Genomic DNA, 14,687 nt, shown 5'->3' on the forward strand with positions numbered 1-14,687 from the left:
CTTCCAAGCTGCAGCCAGCCTGTCTGCATATAACCGCTCTCATCAAAATGATACCACTTGCCGTCGATCAATTTCCAGTCGTCTTCCACATAAGTGCCGTCTTCCATCATGTACAGCCATCTGTCGCCGTCCTGCTGCCATCCTTCTTTCTTTTCTTCTATATCTCCTTCCACCACATGGATCGTATACTGGATTGAGCTCTTGTGATCCTGTGCTTTGCTTGTAAGGAGGATTTCTGTTGCGTCTCCATCCAGTTTTACCAGACGTGCTTTTGTATCATCAAACAGCACATCTCCATCGTATACCAAACCGCTGGCCTTCATGGGAACAGCCGTCATCCTTACAGCCTCTGTGTCTTTGGGAACGGTTAAAGTGTATTCTTTGACATCCCCCTTAAATTCAGGTGAAAGTTCACCTATATCGAAGGAAAGCTGCTGTAATTCAGCGTTAGTATCATAATCTGTTCCCACACTGATGCCATACAGACCTCCCACAAGACCTCCCGTAGACTGGAACTTCACTGTAATACTGTCTCCCGTCAGATATTTCTCAGGTATTTCTCTTTTCACGGTATAGAATCCATCCGATGTCAAAGGATATTCCGTATTGGATAATGTTTCTGTGACAAATTTTTCTCCGTTTATATAGATATCAAAGCTTCTTCCCTTATCTCCGCCATAATAGGTAGTAAACAGGTAATTCTTCTCAGCCTCTTTATTCACAGGCAATTCATAGCTGAACCAGCCGCCCTTTTCTGCATGCCGGTACTGTCTTCCTCCATAGGTACCCACCTCAGAATTATCAGAATGTTTCAATCCAAGGGAGAACTCGGAGTTATTATTGTCAAAGTTTGTCAGGTAGGCAGAGCTGCTTTCCTTTTCTCTCAATGTCTCTTTGCTTTCCAGCAGCTTTTGCTGGTATTCCCCGGAATCAGGCTCTGAGAGATTCATATATAATCCATATCTTTCGTTATGCCGCAGATAATGAGGCGTGTAGAACAGCTTATCATCCTGATCCGTTCCTCTCAGCGCAAACTGCACCTGTCCGTCCTCTGTATCTTCGATGCGGATCAGATTATCCTTGATGCCTGCCTTCCAGTCCTCCACCTTCTCATCTGTCATGGTGATGGTGTCAGTGGCTGATTTATCCAGAACAGGCGCATATACAATGATGCCTGCCCCCTCTCTTTGATCCATATTATTGGTGCCAAGACCTGTGCTCAAAGCAACGGGACCATATCGGAAAGCCACCATGGAGCTGTCATCAGGCATTTCATATACCTGTACTTCCATGGGCAGGGTAATCTCAACCTTATCTCCCGCTTTCAGGCCGTCCAGCTGGTAATAATTATCCGTCACTTTGCATTCGGAAGCTGTCCCGTTAATGGTTATAGCTGCCTTGCCTGCCAGCCAGTCAGGCTTTCTCACCATTACAGATCCGCCCTCCGGTACGGCGCCAACGGTAAAGCTCACTTTGTCACTGTTCGGTATATTGGCTTCCTGGGAAACCTGGAATTCGCTGTCTGCATACGCAGAACGGAAGAACATATTCACAAAAAGCTGATTCCCATTTTTCAGATAGATGGTATCTCCCAGTTTGGTAAAGTTCTCCATGCCGGTTCCCGTACAGCACCAGAAGCTGTCATAGGGAGAACTGTAGAGTTTGTAATACCCCGGAGCCATAGGCTGGAAATACATACTCATTCCGGTCTCAGGATTCTGGGAGGATAAGATTGCGTTAATATATGTATTTTCATAATAATCCATATACTTCACATCCCCAGTTACCTGGAAGAGGGCCCTGGATAATTTCAGCATGTTATACGTATTGCAGGTTTCACAGGTTCTGTTATTTGCGTACTGTCCCAAACTGCCTGCGGCGTGAAAATGTTCGGATTCACTGTTGCCTCCTGTAATATAGGTGTGGTCTTTTACAACAATATCCCAGAAGTTCTCTGCAGCTGTCAGATACATTTCCAGATTATCTTTTTCGTCCTGTGTCAGTTCTCCATAGTAGCGATCCTGTGTCAGTACGGTATAGCGTTTTAAGGCGCCGATAAACTTCGGTATGGTAGTGTTGGCATGCTTGCCGTTTAACACATCCTTTCCCTGACTCAGCTGTACAAACAACTCTGTCTCGTCAAAGCATTCTGCCGCTGACTTGTAGTCCGGGTTTCCGGTAATATTATACAGCTCGTACAGCGCCTCGTTCATACCGCCGTATTCAATCGTCAGCATTTTTTTCTTCTGGGCGTCCGTCCATGTGCTGGTTCTGGATGTATAGATATAATCTCCAAAGCCCATAGCGACTTCCAAAGCGTCTTCTCCAACCTGTCCGTCCACATTCTTCGCAATGTCAATCAGACCGGCCAGCACCTTATGCAGGTTATACCAGGGCACCAGTACATTCTCATCTGTGCCGCCGCTTCCCTGCACAGCATCCAGGGCGCTCTCTCTGAACGCGGATATATACCCCTTGCTGTCCGGATGTGTACTGCCATAGCTGTCCTGGCACTCTTTTAAACCGGCTACCGCGTCAGACATCTGCTCCAAAAGGGCAGTCTTCGTAGCCTCATCTTTACAGCCAAGGTAAGCCTGAGACAGTGCCGACATGTAATGTCCGAAGGTATGTCCACGGAAGTTTGTAGCATTGCTTCTCTCCCATCCGCCATAGCCGCTGTCCGTCAGCGGCTCCAGGCCGGCTACCTTGTAGAATTCATATAAGAACTTGTTGGAGGACATGGAAAGCAGATAGTCATACTCTTTCTGCTGTGCATTCACAAGGTAGCTGTCCGACAGAGTCACCTTATCCATCCCGTTGTTGGTAAGATTCCAATTAGCGGCAGATACCACTACTTTGCACTCTTTTACAGCCGTATAGTCCTTGCCGTAGGCAAGATGGGCTGTCATAATAACCTCCGCATCCGCATCCTCCGGAAGTGTTACCTTTCCGTCATCTGTGATAATGTCTTTGCGGTTAGATTCCCAGGTAATGGTGCTGCCGTTTGTCCCTTTATCGGGCAGATCCAGATCCTTTCTGGTATATGCCGGAAGAGATAACGCCTCTGCGTCCGCGTCGACCAGCGTCTGCCTGTCAAATGCCTGTGTTTCCTCAAACAGCTCCAATACCTCGTCCTGGGTAGATGCACAGTTCAAAAGAGCCACATTATCCATGGCAAAGATGCCATAAGTGCTGTTATGCACGGGACCATTGTATCCCAACGCTTTTTTCATCTCATTTCCCTGATCAATGGTTCCGTCCGCCCCGTCTGTTCCAATAGGGCTAAATACGGTTACCTTCTGCCGGATTCCATTCCGGTACATGGTAACTTCCTTGGTCGTATCGTCAAAGCTGACAGCTATGTGCGTCCACTCTCCCACCGGGAAAAACTCGCTTCTGTCTGCCTCTACCCCAACCTTATATGGCTGTTTCCAATCATTGGAAGATCCAATGGATATACTCAGCGGTTTATCTTTGTTTTCAGAAGACAGATACCAGCCGTCTGAATAGTAGGCTTCTTTATTCCACACAAAAAGATGCTCCCCGCCTCCCATATCCTGGGTTGGATTTACCCAGAAAGAGAAGGTAAGGCTGGACGGATTTAAAGAAGCGTCGGTTCCCAAATCAACATAAGTCTTTCCTTTCAGCTCCAGCGCCTGGGTTCCCTCGGCAGCGCCCTGGATATACCCATAGTTCTCCCCAACAATCGTAACGGGGTGATTTTTCTCAGACGTATCTGTGGTATCTCCGTCAAAGGCCAAGTTCAGAACCCTTTCCTCTGTAAAGGAAGGATCTGGATCTTCTCCTCCCCCTGATGGGTCTGCATACAGCTTATAAAGCTCCTGTACCTGAGCATCGTCAGCCACTCTACTGTATACCGCATACTCATCCAGACTGATATTGGAACAGCCGCCGTTGTGAACCGTGCCATTGTTGCCCAGGGTTTTCGTACAGTCAGATCCATGAATTCCGCTGCTGGAATTGTATTTTGCCTTTACCGTCAGTTTTTCTCCGTTTCTGTACATAGCTGCTTCCTGGGTTTCTGCGTTATAAGTCACTGCCACATGTACCCACTCACCAGCTGGGAAAAACTCGGAGCGTTTGCCTTCCACATAATACTCCTGTGGCTGGCTGCCGCTGACTGCCGTTCCCACAGATAAAAACAGCGGATTATTGTCTGTAGTGTTCAGATACCAGCCGTCTTCATTATATGCCCCCTTGTTCCAGGTAATCAGCTGTTCCCCTGACAACGCTGCATTTGCCTTTACCCATACAGAGGCAGTCAGATTCTCAGGCTGTATATCCTGTTCCGTTCCCAGATCGATGTAGGTGGCGCCGTCCAGCTGCAAGGCTTCTCCGCTCACCCCTTCTGTGTAGACAGCTTCCTTCTCGCCGCCGTCCCGGCCTCTGGCCAGGACACTTCTGTCCGTAAGCACCTTATCCTCCAGGGTTCCGTCAAAGGACATCTCCAGAGTCTTACTCTCATTCAGCAAGGCCAGACTGTCCGTTTCCGCATAGACCGGCAGCGATGGAAGAATACTTCCGGCCAACATTACCCCTGTGAGAACAAATGCAGTAGATTGTGTCGCAATCCTTTTCTTTTTTCTCATAATGCACGCTCCTTTTCTCATTTTTCAGTGATTTCATTGTATAAAAATAGAATTTACACTTCCACAGAGGACGATTGGAATTAAGTGGGATATGATATTCACTTTACATTTTCTTATGATATTGGTTCGTTTTTTTACAAATAAAGTTAGAAAAGAAACAAAAAATCCCGTACAGCCCGATTTTTTAATACAGCTGTATGGGATCCTTCCCTTTTTCTGCTATTCTATTTTATCCATACACCAGAGGCATTGACATAGGAATTGCCAATCCAGGTATTGACCGCCATCTGACCACTTTCATACAAATAATACCAGGCCCCTCCAAGATAGATCCATCCAGTCTGCATAGCCCCGGAAGCATTGAAAAAGTACCATTTGCCTCCCAGTTTCTGCCACCCGGTCAGCATAGCTCCGCTTCCATTCATATAATACCAGCTTCCTCCCAGCTTCTGCCACCCGGTCAGCATAGCCCCGCTTCCGTTAAAATAATACCAGACATTCCCGATTTTCTGCCAGCCAGTTTCCATACTGCCGCTTCCGCTGAAATAATACCAGATGCCTCCCAGCTTCTGCCACCCGGTCAGCATGGCTCCGCTTCCATTCATATAATACCATCGGCCGCCTATCCATTGCCACCCGGTTTTCATGGCTCCGCTCTCATTGAAATAATACCAGGTTCCGCCTATCTTCTGCCACCCGGCTGCCATAGCTCCGCTTCCATTGAAATAGTACCAGATACCGCCTATCTTCTGCCAGTTTGTCAGCATAGCCCCGCTTCCATTAAAGTAATACCAGGTTCCTCCAATCAGCTGCCAGCCAGTTACCATGGCTCCGCTTCCATTGAAGTAATACCAGGTTCCTCCGACTTTCTGCCAATTGGTTTGCATGACCCCCTTTGAGTTGCTGTAATACCAGATCTTTCCCTGCTGGAACCATCCAGTTTTCACATACCCACTATCATCAAAATAATACCATTTGCCCTCTATTACCTTCCAGGCTTTTTTCGGATATGTCCCGTCAGGATAACGATACCAGCTTCCCTTGCTGTCAGTAATCCACCTGCCGGTATCTGCCGCTGGAGCCTTTTTCAGATTTTCTATGGTTCTCCTCAGTTTTTCTGCCTGGCTGTTTATCTCTGTCTGCGTTGCATTTTTATTACTTAGGAGGGATCTCGCTGCTTTTAATTCGCCAGCCATCGCTGACCAGGTTTCTTTGGTATATTCCTTTTCCACCTTGCGTTCTGCTGTCTGAACCAGACCTTCCAGCTGTGACTTATCCCCTGTTTTTACTACAGTGACCGTATAAAGCCTCTCGGTACTGTGGTCTTCCGCACTTCCCTTCAGCCGGAACTCTGTTTTCTCGCCGGTTAAAGGGAGAGAGACGGCCTTCTCATCGTCCACCAGCGCATACCGTTCTAGGCCGGTATCATATAGCTTTACAAGGCCGTCCTGTTTATGAGGTACTGCTGTCATATATATCTTATCCGTATTTCGGGGAACTCTTACTGTATATACACTGTTTTCTGCCTGGAATACCGGATCCACCTCACCAATGTCAAACGATAAGTCCTGCAGCTCCGGGGATTTGTCATAGCCGATTCCCAGATAAAGCCCATACAGGGCGCTGCCGGAATTATCTTTGGGTACGAACTTCACTGTAATAGACGACGCTGACAGATACTTTTGAGGGATCTCACACCTCACCGAATAAAAGCCGTCCGAGTAAACGGTGCGTTCCGCGTCAGACATCGTCTCCTCTAAAGCTTCTATGTCACCATTAATCAGTATGTTATAGGGCTCTTGGTTCTCCTCCCCATAATATACAGTGGTCAGATAGTTTTTATCAACCGCCTTTACCGGAAGAGTATAGCTGAACCATCCATCCTCCCAGGCTTTGCGGCCGGGCCTGCCCTCTATGGCCAGTTCAGCTTCCGAGCGTTCTGACTGAAGATTATAGAAGGTCTCTTTCTCCGGACTGCCGAATTCTGTAAGCCTGACATGACTGACTTCATTCATTCTTAAAACCTGTTTCATTTCCAGGATCTGCATCTCTCCAACCTCAGGTTCAAAGTCGCCCTCTCCACCGCCCTCTTCCGGCCCCCGGGGCGGGTTTGCATCTCCTTTGGCATAAACAGATACTCCAGGTCCTAAGCTGCCGGCCCAGACCGCCGCTGCGAGTATCATAACCAACCCCTTTTTCCAAAACCCTTTTCTTCTCATCCGAAATTCCTCCTCCCAGTATGGCAAATAGGGAATATGCCTGCTTCACATATTCCCTATTTCCTTTGCTTTATTTAATTATGCACTTTTATCTTGTTTTTGTCCATACTCCGGAAGCATTTACATAATATCTTCCCACCCATGTATTGGATGCCATAGCTCCGCTGTTGTACAGGTAGTACCATTTGCCGCTTACCTTTACCCAGCCGGTAGCCATTGCTCCGTTGGACTTCAGATAGTACCAGGTCTTTCCGTCTAATAACCACCCGGTTACCATTGCCCCATTGGATTTCAGATAGTACCAGGTCTTTCCGTCTAACAGCCATCCAGTTGCCATTGCTCCGCTGGATTTCAGATAGTACCAAGTCTTTCCGTCTAACAGCCATCCGGTTGCCATTGCTCCGCTGGATTTCAGATAGTACCAGGTGCTTCCTAACTGCAGCCACCCGGTTGCCATTGCCCCGCTGGACTTCAGATAGTACCAGGTGCTTCCTAACTGCAGCCATCCGGTTGCCATTGCCCCGCTGGATTTCAGATAGTACCAGGTACTTCCTAACTGCAGCCACCCGGTTGCCATTGCCCCGCTGGATTTCAGGTAATACCAGGTCTTCCCGTCTAATACCCAACCCGTCGCCATTGCCCCGTCAGCATTCAGGTAATACCAGGTGTTTCCTAACTGCAGCCATCCAGTCTGCATATACCCGCTCTTATCAAAATGATACCATTTGCCGTCAATCAGCTTCCAGTCATTTACCACATAGGAACCGTCAGGATTTACATAGCTCCATCTGTCACCATCCTGCTCCCAGCCTTCTACAGTCAGAGAAACTGGCTCTGTGATCCCCTCCTGTGTAGGTGTTACTTCTTTCATAAGACCGGTCTCAGCGTCAAATTCCAGTTTGTCAATACAGGTTTCTCTGTGATATCCCAACCCGGAATCATACTGTCCCAGAGGTGTTGCGAATCTGTGGTATGCAATATAGTACTCATCTTTGCCGGGTATCTGGAGGATTGAGTGATGTCCAGTTCCCAGAATACTTTCAGATGCATCTTTGGATAAAATGGTTTTCTGGAATGCAATTGGTCCGTACAGGGAATCCGAGGTACCGTAATTCACATGGTAATTTGCACTGCCTGTATCGTCGCAGGACCAGGTAAAATGGTATATTCCGTCTCTCTTAGTCACTGTAATCGCTTCTCTGAAGTCTTTCGCACCCTCCAGATTCTGCATCGTATCCGGCACCAGACTTATCATATCTTCACCCAGCTCTACGATTGCCGCACTGCCGTTTCCGAACAGCATATAGGATTTTCCAGTGTCCGGATCCGTGAAAATGGATGGATCAATGGTCTGTCCCATGCTCACACCATTCTGGCTGCAGAGATCCATCGTTACCAGCGGAGTTTCCTCTGCTACGAATGGACCGTTGGGGCTGTCGGATACTGCCACACCGATTGCTGATTTCCCGTTGCTCTCTTTTGCACAGAAATAGAAGTAATAGCTTCCGTTTTTCTCTTCAATGGTAGGTGCCCATGCACTGCCCACTGCCCAGGGAACTCCTGCAATATCAACGCCGTTTTCGTTGGTTCCGGCTACTGCATCATTGCTTGCCACATCTACGATAACGCCTTCATCTACCCAGTTAATCATATCCTCAGATGAAAATGCATGGAACTGAGTTCCTGACCATCCGCTGAAGCCGTCCGTGGTGGGATAGATATAAAACTTTCCGTCTAAGACATCAATATCAGGATCCGCATATTCTCCTGGAAGTACTGTATTATTAGCCAAAGCTGCTTCCACGGTCCATACTTCTTCCCGGCCGTTTACTGTCACCTTAATCTCTGCAGGTTTTGTCAGATTTAATTCCTTTTTATTCTCCTGTTCCAAAACCGCATTTGGAGATACGGTAATATCCAGCGGAACCTTTGTAAGATCAGCCTTTTCGCTGTTATTCCTGCTGATATCCAGATGAATTTTCTTTGTGTTTTTGTCAATGGACTGATTGCTGATGGTATATCCATCTGCCGCAACCTTTACAATTGCTGCCTCAGAAATTTCATCATTAATCTCATCGGCAGTCAGCGCCCTGTTATATACTTTAACATTGTCAAAGCTTCCTTTAAAGTAGCCATCCCCGCTGTAGAAGGATTTGCCCAGGTAAGCGCTCAGATTTTTCCCAAGGTCTGAAGTCAGAACCTTTGCATTTTCGTTTGAGTCAACCAATACACCGTCCAGATACATATCCAGCTTCGTTCCATCTACAACAAGAGTTACGTTCTGCCATTTGCCGAGGTCTGCCCCGTCTGCAGTCTTTACTTCATTTTCTTTTGAGTAACTGTCCTGAGTAATCGCATAGCGGACATTTTTCCCGCTGACCTTCAGAAAGTTGTATTTGTTGCTGTTTAACCCGTATGTGAATGTAAAGAAGTTTCCGCTGCTCATCTGAGATTTCACATCCATGGAAATTGTCATTACATTTCTTCCGTCCATAAAGCCTTGCGGGAAGGCTGCATAGGTATTGCTGCTTCCGTCAAGCTGCAGAACCCGGCTTCCGGTTTCCCCGTCCACTGCAAATTTCGCATTGCCGTATGCGGTACCGTCGTCCGCGTGATTGTCACCTTTGCCGGTATCCGCAATGCTGTTTCCGGCATCGGATTCAAAGTTGTATTCCAGCACAGGTTCCTTAGATTCTTCCTCTTCTTTTGCCGGTACGCCGTAAGCCTCCACTACATTCTTATATTCCTCAGCAGTGATTCTCATAGGTGTTCCGTGTCTTGCTCTGGAAGGCATACGGAAGCCTTCGGTTAATTTCGTGAAGTCGCCGTCCAAATCATTGGATACCAGAGGATAGTAACCTATTCCCCCGTAGTTATCCACCAACAGACAGTATTTCCATTTACTGTTATCATCCTCATTTAATTTAAAGATGGTCGGGCCTTCCACACCGCCCTGATTGTTCAGCACCGGGGTGTTCAAATCAACCGGGTTTGCATGGAGCAGTGTATCTACTTTATCGGCTTTAATGCATTTCTTGGATTCATCTTTGGAGTATCTGTAATAGCTGCCGTTTTCCTTGAGAATCGTGGTGTCAATGACATCATTGCTCTTCTCAATCATTACTTCCGGCTCAGTAAAGGTATAGAAATCTCTTGTTTTTGCATAATATACCCTCTGTTTTCCGTAGCCATCCTCAGCAACTCTGGACGCCCAGTATACAATGTATTCACCTGTCTTCTCATCGTAGGTCGCCTCCGGGGCCCAGGTACAGCCTGCGTCATCCCTTGCAACCTCAACCATACGCTGCTCAGACCAGTTTACCAGGTCCGTGGATTCCCATACCATTAAGGATTTGCTTCCTGCTCTCTGTGCACGGTTCCAGTCGTTATTTCCATAAATTTTTAAATCTGTGGCGATCATATAGAACTTATCGCCTTCCGGAGAGCGGAGGATATAAGGATCTCTCACGCCCTGCTCCCCTAACTTTGATGTGAGTACAGGATCGTTATTGTTTAAGTCAGTCCAGTTTAATCCGTCCTGGCTGGCAGCAAAATACACCTGCTCGCCATTAGAATATTTTTCACCGGCAAAGTAAGTAAAGAAATAGTCTGTATAATCTGACTCTTTAATTTCTTCCGGTGCAGCCTTTACTGTAAACGTAAAGTCTTTCTCTATACTTAGTGTACCATCACTGATAATAGCTGTCATGGTAACTTCTGTATCCTCTGCGGGACGTGTCACCTGTCCTGCAGGTGTAGGGTCATAGCCCTCATTTTCATGTTCCTTTACATCTACAATTTCTTCATGATCAGTTTCCCATGTTACTGTTGTATCATAGGTAGAAGCGGTAGGCAGTGTTATGTTGCCGTACACTTCCTCATAGGGAAGCTCCAGGGCATCAGCTGCTTCCTGCAGTCTCTCGGAAGGATTTACCGCAGTCACAGTCACCTGAAAGGTTTCATTCACAGTCTCGCCATTTGTTACAAAGGATACCGGAATCTCTACCACAGCGTCTTCATCTGTGGGAGGTTTTACAGTACCGTCAGCTGCAATTACATCGGTATTGGACGGAGTGCCCCATGACAATTCCACTCCGTCTACTTTAGCGGGAAATGCCAGCTTGGTAGAAATAGCATCTGCGCCCGCATTCCCATTCAGCATAGCACTGTGTATATCCGCTTTTATGTAATCACTAAAGTCTGTGACAGCATTTGCCTTTACCTCTTCTTCTGACATAGCATAATTAGCAATAGCAAAATCGGCGATCTGTCCCTGGAACAAACCGTCCGCGCTGTATACGGATTTTCCAATATAACCGCTGGAGCCGTCTGCGTCCACAAAGGTAGAGAGGTCAAAAGGATTGTTGCCGGTTCCTACTTTTTCTCCGTTCAAATACATAGCTGTTGTCTCTCCATCGTAGACAATCGTATACGTCTGATAACTTCCGTCAAGGAAAGCCCCTGTGTCAGGAATAATATTATTTTCTTTTGCCCAGGCACCTGTAGAGTTATACGGTTCCTGCTGTGCAACAGACAGCTTCATCTTTTTACTGCCGTTTGCCGGAGTAAAGAAAGTATAATTCCAGCTGTCTTTTCCCAAGGCCCACAGCATCTGATCGGCTGCTCTGGTGTTCGCAACTGTTACCGACACCGTCATAGTATTGTCTGTGAGAATACCTGCCGGAAGCTTTACATATCCGTTGCCGTCCAGTTTCAGAGTGCTTACTCCATTATATGTATTTACATTCTTTTCAGAAAGATTTTCAAGAGTTCCGTCCATGCCTTCCTGGGCATTGTTCTTCAGCAGGCCGTCCTGAACCTCCATGCTGTAATGTACAATCTCCTGATCCTCCTCTTCCGCAGCAGCAGGCTGCGCCTCGTCTTCCAGACTTACTGCAGCGGGAGCAGCACTCAGGTCGTTCTCTTCCGTCTCACTTTCTTCCTGCGTCTCCCCGTTTTCCACGGCTGGCTCGTCTGTGTCCTCATCCTGCTGCTGATCCTCTGTGCTTAGTTCTGCTGCACTGTCATTCTGCAGAGCGGAAGCCATTGCCGACGTAGGAGTGGATGTAATCACCACTGTTCCCGTAAGGAAAAGCACAGCCAGTCTTCTCATTCTTTCTTTCATGAATTCTCCTCCATTCATAATTAATGTTTGCTTGTATAGACCTTCTGCGGTCATACTTGACAAATTCACTGCCAAAATCATAGCATCTGTACAGGTTTTCCTCTACGAACAACCATTTGGAAAAAGTGGAATATTTTACATGGAAAATTATTTGGTACGTTTTTATTGGAAACATGTTTGTTTTTTTACAGACATGTTGAACCATTTACATACAACCAAAAGAAATCCAACAAAAAACAGCGGATTACTTCCTTTCCCTGGAAATAACCGCTGTTATCATCAAAAATTATTTACTTTGTCCGTAATAAGCATTTGCACCGTGTTTTCTGTAATAATGTTTATCCTGAAGTGACTGGGGCGCCGGTTCTACCTGTGGATTCAGCATCTCACAGCGGGCAGCCATCTTGGCCACTTCCTCCAGCACTACAGCATTGTGCACAGCCTCATGGCCATCCTTTCCCCAGGTAAATGGGCCGTGGTTCTTACATAAAACAGCTGGAACCGCCTCGTAATCCCTGTCTGTAAACAGTTCAGCAATCAAAAGCCCCGTATTTTTTTCATAAGCTCCGTTAATCTCCTCTGCATTCAGACAGCGGGCACAGGGAATCTCCCCATACATATAGTCCGCATGTGTGGTCCCATAGCAGGGGATGCCCCTTCCCGCCTGCGCCCAGCTGGTAGCCCATGCAGAATGGGTATGAACAATCCCCCCAATCTTAGGAAATGCCTTATACAGCTCCAGGTGGGTAGGCGTATCAGAAGAAGGATTATATTCCCCCTCCACACGGTTCCCGTCCAGATCCATGACCACCATGTCCTCCGGCGTAAGCTTATCATAGTCCACACCGCTGGGTTTTATGACAAACAACCCTTTTTCCCTGTCAATGCCGCTTACATTTCCCCATGTAAAAGTAACCAGTCCATACTTGGGAAGCAGCATATTGGCCTCATATATTTCTTTTTTCAGTTCTTCTAACATAACAACCTCCATACTGTAAAAAGGGACACCCCATACCCATTTTGGGACAGGGCAAACTCATTTTGTCATTTTGGGACGTGTTCTTCTGCGAAGGAACACGTCCCCTTTTCTTCATCACTTCAAGTTATCCACAGCCGCCCGTTCAATAGGCAGTCCTTTTTTATACCTTTCAATAAATACTTCAAATCCTGCCACATCTGCAGGATCCGGCTCCATCCGCTCTCCCTCGTCACCTGCAAATACTTTTTGAGCCAGGTATTCGTCAAGGCTTTCCCCGGCGTCTTTGTTTATCATATAGGAGGCAAGAAGCGCAATTCCCCATGCGCCGCCCTCTCCTGCGGTCTCCATCACAGATACCGGAGAATTCATGGCAGCTGCCATTACCTTCTGTCCTACGCCTTTTGTCTTGAAGAGTCCTCCGTGCCCCAGAATCTTATCGATCTGGACGTCTTCTTCTTTTAACAGAATGTCAAGTCCTACTTTCAGCGCTCCCAGTGCGGTATACAGATGTGTTCTCATAAAGTTTGCCAGATTAAACCGGCTCTCCGGTGTACGGACAAACAACGGGCGTCCCTCTTCAAAGTTTGTAATATGTTCTCCTGAGAAGTAGCAGTAGGATAACAAGCCCCCGCAGTCTGGGTCGCCCTCCAGCGCTTTATGATATAAAGTGCCAAACAGCTGATTCATATCTACCTTCATTCCAAAGGATTCTGCGAATTCCCTGAAGATTCCTACCCACGCGTTCAGATCCGATGTGCAGTTATTGGAATGAACCATGGCTACCAGATTACCAGTGGGAGTGGTTACCAGGTCGATCTCCGGATATGCTTTCGAGAGTTCCTTTTCAAGAACAATCATGGCAAACACTGAGGTTCCGGCGGATACATTTCCGGTTCTCTTTGCCACACTGTTCGTAGCGGCCATACCGGTCCCCGCATCTCCTTCCGGAGGACAGAATGGGATTCCAGGCTGCAGGTTTCCGGATACGTCCAATAGCTTTGCCCCTTCTTCTGTCAGTTCACCGGCTTTTTCGCCGGCGACTAATACCTTTGGAAGGATTTCCTCCAGCTTCCAGCCGTAATTCTTATCTGCAACCAGCTCATTAAACTGCCGCATCATATCTGCATGAAAGTCCTTTGTCTCCACATCAATGGGAAAGGCCCCGGAAGCTTCCCCCACTCCCAGAACTTTCCGGCCGGTCAGTTTCCAGTGCACATAACCTGCAAGGGTTGTGAGAAAGCGGATCTGTGAGACATGCTCTTCTCCATTGAGAATTGCCTGATACAGGTGAGCGATGCTCCATCTCTGGGGAATATGGTAATGAAACAGCTCTGTCAGTTTTTCTGAAGCCTCTCCGGTAATATTGTTTCTCCAGGTACGAAAAGGAACCAAAAGATTATCTTCTTTGTCGAACGCCATATAGCCGTGCATCATACCGCTGAAGCCAATGGCCCCGATCTTTGTTAGAACTGTACCGTATGTTTCTTTCACGTCTGCAGCCATCTGGGCATAACTTGCCTGTAGGCCTTTCCAGATATCCTCCAGGGAATACGTCCAGATACCGTCTAAGTAGCTGTTTTCCCACTCATAACTTCCAGAAGCAATGGGGGCATTATCCTCTCCCACCAGAACCGCTTTGATCCTGGTAGAGCCGAACTCGATTCCAAGTGCTGTTTTTCCGCTCTCTACAGCATTTTTAATACTATTCACATCCATGCTAAAAACCTCCCGTGTATTTTGCCTGATTATATCAT

At 47.2% G+C, this 14,687-nt stretch carries 5 protein-coding genes; all 5 read right to left on the reverse strand.

Features of this window, described 5'->3' with window-relative positions:
- Positions 1-4,610: beta-L-arabinofuranosidase domain-containing protein (locus BUA56_RS02570; RefSeq protein WP_207650895.1), on the reverse strand; the 4,610-nt coding region annotated here is incomplete at its 3' end.
- Positions 4,611-4,834: 224 nt separating this feature from the next.
- On the reverse strand, positions 4,835-6,829 hold the full coding sequence (locus tag BUA56_RS02575) for a DUF6805 domain-containing protein (protein WP_072848783.1): 1,995 nt from the start codon (positions 6,827-6,829) through the stop codon (positions 4,835-4,837).
- Between the two features lie 88 nt (positions 6,830-6,917).
- Positions 6,918-11,954 (reverse strand): family 43 glycosylhydrolase, encoded by a 5,037-nt coding sequence (locus tag BUA56_RS02580; protein WP_072848785.1) that lies wholly within the window; start codon positions 11,952-11,954, stop codon positions 6,918-6,920.
- Positions 11,955-12,240: 286 nt separating this feature from the next.
- Complete coding sequence (gene araD, locus BUA56_RS02585) at positions 12,241-12,933, reverse strand: L-ribulose-5-phosphate 4-epimerase (RefSeq protein ID WP_072848786.1); 693 nt, start codon at positions 12,931-12,933, stop codon at positions 12,241-12,243.
- A gap of 114 nt (positions 12,934-13,047) precedes the next feature.
- Positions 13,048-14,649 carry a xylulokinase gene (locus BUA56_RS02590; RefSeq protein ID WP_072848787.1) on the reverse strand — a complete coding sequence of 534 codons (1,602 nt, stop codon included), beginning with the start codon at positions 14,647-14,649 and terminating at the stop codon, positions 13,048-13,050.
- Positions 14,650-14,687 lie beyond the last annotated feature (38 nt).

This window comes from Lactonifactor longoviformis DSM 17459, assembly GCF_900129135.1.
Lineage (GTDB): Bacteria > Bacillota > Clostridia > Lachnospirales > Lachnospiraceae > Lactonifactor > Lactonifactor longoviformis.

Excerpts from the sequence above, each read along its gene's own strand:
- BUA56_RS02580 (WP_072848785.1), bottom strand. The coding sequence starts at position 11,954 with ATGAAAGAAAGAATGAGAAGACTGGCTGTGCTTTTCCTTACGGGAACA.
- BUA56_RS02575 (WP_072848783.1), bottom strand. The coding sequence starts at position 6,829 with ATGAGAAGAAAAGGGTTTTGGAAAAAGGGGTTGGTTATGATACTCGCA.
- araD (WP_072848786.1), bottom strand. The coding sequence starts at position 12,933 with ATGTTAGAAGAACTGAAAAAAGAAATATATGAGGCCAATATGCTGCTT.
- BUA56_RS02590 (WP_072848787.1), bottom strand. The coding sequence starts at position 14,649 with ATGGATGTGAATAGTATTAAAAATGCTGTAGAGAGCGGAAAAACAGCA.